At 67.4% G+C, this 5,049-nt stretch carries 3 protein-coding genes; 1 reads left to right on the top strand and 2 read right to left on the bottom strand.

What is annotated here, in order from left to right:
* Window positions 1-514 (top strand): PE family protein (locus VML93_RS38700; protein ID WP_414686432.1); only part of this gene is annotated, 514 nt, incomplete at its 5' end.
* Here the strand turns inward: VML93_RS38700 and VML93_RS24560 are convergent.
* Window positions 471-1,760: a pyridoxal phosphate-dependent aminotransferase gene (locus VML93_RS24560; RefSeq protein WP_325614879.1), complete on the bottom strand. Its 1,290-nt coding sequence runs from the start codon at window positions 1,758-1,760 to the stop codon at window positions 471-473. The genes VML93_RS38700 and VML93_RS24560 overlap by 44 nt on opposite strands.
* Window positions 1,761-2,032: 272 nt before the next feature.
* The gene (locus VML93_RS24555; protein WP_325614878.1) at window positions 2,033-5,047 is read right to left on the bottom strand and encodes a (Fe-S)-binding protein; all 3,015 of its coding nucleotides are present in this window, start codon (window positions 5,045-5,047) and stop codon (window positions 2,033-2,035) included.
* Window positions 5,048-5,049: the final 2 nt, after the last annotated feature.

The raw sequence follows: 5,049 nt of genomic DNA, 5'->3' as shown, positions 1-5,049 counted from the left end.
CGCCGCCGTGCGGACGACGGCCGAACTCGCCGCGGCTGCCGATGATGTATCCGCGGCCATCGGCGCGGTGTTCTCCCGGCACGGGCAGGCATACCAGGCGCTCGCCGGCCAGATGGCGCAGTTTCACCAGCAGTTTGTGGGCGCCCTGAACGCGGCCGGCGGCGCGTATGCGAGCGCCGAGGCCGCCAACGCCTCGCCGCTGCAGGAGCTGCTCGGCGTGATCAATGCCCCGACCAGCGCGTTGCTGGGGGAGGCAACGGCGGCATTGGCGGCAGCGCCAAGCTGGTCGGTAACGGCGGCGATGGTGGTGACGGCGGTGAGGCCTACGACGGTGGGCCCACCAACACCGCTGGCTACGGTGGGTTCGCGGGTACCGGCGGCGACGGCGGGTCGTTGTTTGGTGCGCCGGGTGCGCCGGGTGCGCCGGGTGCACCGGGCGGTCCGGGCTGACGGGAAGCCCGGGCGCCTGATTACTGCCGGTAGCTGGTCAAGAAGTTTCCCAGGCGGTCGATAGCTGCCGCAAGATCGCGGGCCCACGGCAGCGTCACGATGCGCAGGTGATCCGGTTCGGGCCAATTGAATCCGGTGCCCTGAGTGACCAGGATCTTCTCCTGGAGCAACAGGTCGAGGACGAGTTGCTCGTCGTCGGCGATGTCGTAGACCTCGGGGTCCAGTCGGGGGAACGCATAGAGGGCGCCCTCCGGTTTGGTACACGACACCCCGGGGATCTCGTTGAGCTTCGTCCAGGCCACGTCGCGCTGTTCGAGCAGCCGACCGCCGGGAAGCACCAGGTCCTCGATGCTCTGGTGGCCGCCGAGGGCGACCTGAATCGCATGCTGGGCAGGGACATTCGGGCACAACCGCATGTTGGCCAGCAGGTTGATGCCCTCGATGAAGCTGCTCGCGTGGTCCTGAGGCCCGGTGATGGCCAGCCACCCGGCCCGGTAGCCGGCGACCCGGTAGGCCTTCGACAGGCCGTTGAAGGTCAGGCACAACATGTCCGGCGCCAGCGTGGCCACGCTGATGTGCTTGGCGTCGTCGTAGAGGATCTTGTCGTAGATCTCGTCGGCGAGCAGCAACAGCTGATGCTTGCGCGCCAGATTCACCATCTGGGTGAGGATTTCGCGGCCGTACACCGCGCCGGTCGGGTTGTTCGGGTTGATCACGACCAGCGCCTTGGTGCGCTCGGTGATCTTCGATTCCAGGTCGGCGATATCGGGCTGCCAGTTCTGGGTCTCGTCGCACAGGTAGTGCACCGGTGTGCCGCCGGCAAGCGAGGTCGACGCCGTCCACAGCGGGTAGTCCGGCGAGGGGATCAACACCTGGTCGCCGTTGTCCAGCAGGGCCTGCAGCGTCATCGTGATCAGCTCGGAGACGCCGTTACCCAGGTAGACGTCGTCGACGTCGAAACGCGGGAAGCCGTCGACGAGCTCATAGCGGGTGACCACGGCGCGCCGGGCCGACAGGATGCCCTGGGAGTCGGAGTAGCCCTGCGCGTAGGGAAGCGCCTGAATCATGTCGCGCATGATCACGTCGGGCGCCTCGAAGCCGAAGGGCGCCGGGTTGCCGATATTGAGCTTGAGGATCCGGTGACCTTCGGCTTCCAGCCGCGCCGCGTGCGCGTGTACCGGGCCACGGATTTCGTAGAGGACGTCCTGCAGTTTGGAGGACTGCGCGAACGCTCGCTGCCGGTGATGACCGGAGGTATGCAGGGGCAGCTGGTGAGTAGTCACGTCACCCATGGTGCCATCGCTGTCCAGTGATATTTGCTGACCGGTGCTAAGTCGTGATCAGCGCTTGCCCGGCGGACACGCGCCGCATTGTCCGCGAGGGCGCGCAAATGCACGCGGTATGGGGGGTGCGGGTGTGCATTTGGGGACGCTGGCGGCGCGGTGGCCGGCGTTTGGCCGCGAGGGCGCGCAAATGCACGCGGTATGGGGGGGTGCGGGTGTGCATTTGGGGACGCTGGCGGCGCGGTGGCTGGCGTTTGGCCTCGAGGGCGCGCAAATGCCGCGGTGGGCGGGGTGAGTGATCAGCGCTTACCCGGTGGACGGGCCCCGCGAGCGATGCCCAGGCCCTTGACGGGGACCTCGGGCGCGGTCGGCGGCGCGGATTCGCCGTCGGTTTCGGCCTCCGGCGTTGCTTCGGCCTCCGGCTCTGCTTGAGGCTCCGGTTCCGGCTCTGGCTCTGCCTCCGGCTCGGCGGGCTTGGCCGGCGCCGCGGGCGCCGCCTTCTTGGCTCCCGGGCGCCGAGCGCCGGCCGCCAGACCTAGCCCCTTGACGGGGACGGCGGGCTTGGCCGGCTCGGCGGGAGCTTCGGTCTTGGCTTTCGCCGGCTCGGCGGGCGCTTCGGCCGGTTCGGCCGTCTCGGGAGCCTCCGCTGCCGGAGCCGCCGGCGCAGCGGCAGCGGAGGCTGTGGCTTTCTTGGCACCGGGACGCTTGGCGCCGGCGGCCATGCCCAGCCCCTTAACCGGCGCGGCGGGTGCGGTGGGTGCGGCGGCCTCGGGTGCTTTGGTTTCTTCGGTCGGCGCAGCTGAAGCAGCCGGTGCTGCGGTTTTCTTGGCGCCGGGACGCTTGGCGCCGGTGGCCATGCCCAGCCCCTTAACCGGCGCTGCGGGCGCGGCGGGTGCCTTGGCCTGGGCCGCGGGAGCCGCTGCCTTCTTAGCGCCGGGTTTCTTGGCGCCGCCTGCCATGCCCAGACCTTTAACAGGTGCGGCGGGTGCGGCCGCAGCGGGCTTCTCAGCAGGAGCTTCCGCAGGTTCCTCGGCAGGCGCTTCGGCCTCGGCCGGAGCGGCCGCGGCGGCCTTGGGCGCCGTCTTCTCTGCCTTGGCGGCCCGCTCTTCCGATTCCTTTGCGGCCGTGCCCTTTTCCGGCAGCGTCGCCTTGTCGTACTGGAGCGACCCGAGCAACACCTGGGCCACGTCGAGTACCTCGACTCCGGCACGGCCCGCGTCTTCGGCGCGGTCGTTCACACCGTCGGTGACCATCACCCGGCAGAACGGGCACCCGGTGGCGATCGTGGCGGCCCCGGTGGCCAGCGCCTCGTCGACGCGTTCGTGGTTGATCCGCTTGCCGATGTGCTCTTCCATCCACATGCGCGCGCCGCCGGCACCACAGCAGAAGCTGCGTTCGGCGTGGCGCGGCATTTCGGTGAGAGTCGCGCCCGCGGCCCCGATCAGCTCGCGTGGTGCCTCGTACACCTTGTTGTGCCGGCCCAGGTAGCACGGGTCGTGGTAGGTGATGTCTTGCGAGACCGGGGTGACCGGGACCAGTTTCCTGTCGCGGATCAGCCGGTTGAGCAGCTGGGTGTGGTGCAACACGGTGAAGTTGGCGCCCAGTTGCCGGTACTCCTTACCGATGGTGTTGAAGCAGTGCGGGCAGGTGACCACGATCTTGCGGTCGACGGTCTCCACGCCCTCAAACAGCCCGTCCAGCGTCTCGACGGCCTGCTGGGCAAGTTGCTGGAACAGGAATTCGTTGCCGGACCGGCGGGCCGAGTCGCCGTTGCAGGTTTCCCCGGTGCCCAGCACCAGGTATTTCACACCGGCGACGGCAAGGAGCTCGGCGACGGCCTTGGTGGTCTTCTTGGCCTTGTCGTCGTAGGCGCCCGCGCATCCCACCCAGAACAGATACTCGAAACCGTCAAAGCTCTCGACGTCCTGGCCGTAGACCGGGACGTCGAAGTCGACCTCGTCGATCCAGTTCGTGCGGTCGGAGGCGTTCTGCCCCCACGGGTTGCCCTTGTTCTCCAGGTTCTTGAACAGCACACCCAGCTCGGACGGGAATTCCGACTCCATCATCACCTGGTAGCGGCGCATGTCGACGATGTGGTCGATGTGCTCGATGTCCACCGGGCACTGCTCTACGCACGCGCCACAGGTGACGCAGGACCACAGCACGTCGGGATCGATCACGCCGCCCTGCTCGGCGGTGCCGACCAGTGGGCGGGCCGCCTGCTCGGGCCCGTCCCCGGGTACCCGGCCGAACCCGGATTCCGGCACGTGGTGGCCCTCTTCCTTGGCGGTCTCGAGGTCGAGACCCTCAAGCGGGTCCGAGGTCTTTTCACCGAGGATGTAGGGCGCCTTGGCCATCCAGTGGTCGCGCAGGTCCATGATGACGAGCTTGGGGGACAACGGCTTTCCGGTGTTCCAGGCCGGGCATTGCGACTGGCAGCGCCCGCACTCGGTACAGGTGGCGAAGTCGAGCATGCCCTTCCAGGTGAAGTCCTCGATCTTGCCGCGGCCGAATTCCGCGTCGTCCGGTGGGTTTTCGAAATCGATTGGCTTAGCCTTGCCATCGACCGCGGACTCGACCGGCAGCAGCGGGCCCAGCCCGTCGGGCAGCCGCTTGAACATGACGTTGATCGGCGCCAGGAAGATGTGTAAGTGCTTGGAGTGCAACACGATCACCAGGAAGGCGAGCATGACACCGATGTGCAGCATCAGTGCAACGGTTTCGATGGTCTCGTTGGTGTGCTGACCCAGCGAGGCCATCCGGTCGCCCATGAAGTGGGTGAAGAAAGCGCCTTTGCCGTAAGGGAAGTCGGGGCCGAGGGCATTGACGGAGGCCCCGCGGAAGATGGCGTAGGTCCAGATGACGTTGAAGATCATGAACAGGATCACCCACGCGCCGCCGGTGTGTGAACCGTAGAACCGCGACTCGCGGCCGTATTCTTTTGGCTCGCTGCGCAATCGGATGATCGCGAAGGTGACGATGCCGGTCAGCACGGCCAGTGCGAAGAAGTCCTGCAGTGCGCCCAGCGCATCCAAGTGGCCGATGACGGGGATCGCGAACTTCGGATCGAACAGCACCCCGTACGCCTCGATGTAGACCGTGAGCAGGATGAAGAAACCCCACATGGTGAAGAAGTGCGCCAAACCCGGCAGTGACCACTTCAGCAGCTTGCGCTGGCCGAACACCTCGGCGACCTGTGCCCAAATCCGTTCGCCGATGTGGTCGGTGCGCCCCGAGGCCGGTTGACCGGACATGACGAGCTTGTACAACCACCAGACGCGTCGCAGAGCCAATACGCCCACGATCGCGGTCATGC

This window comes from Mycobacterium sp. (genome assembly GCF_035499775.1).
Lineage (GTDB): Bacteria > Actinomycetota > Actinomycetes > Mycobacteriales > Mycobacteriaceae > Mycobacterium.
The sequence above is the reverse complement of the archived record's forward strand: the minus strand, read 5'-3'. Positions and strand labels throughout refer to the sequence as shown.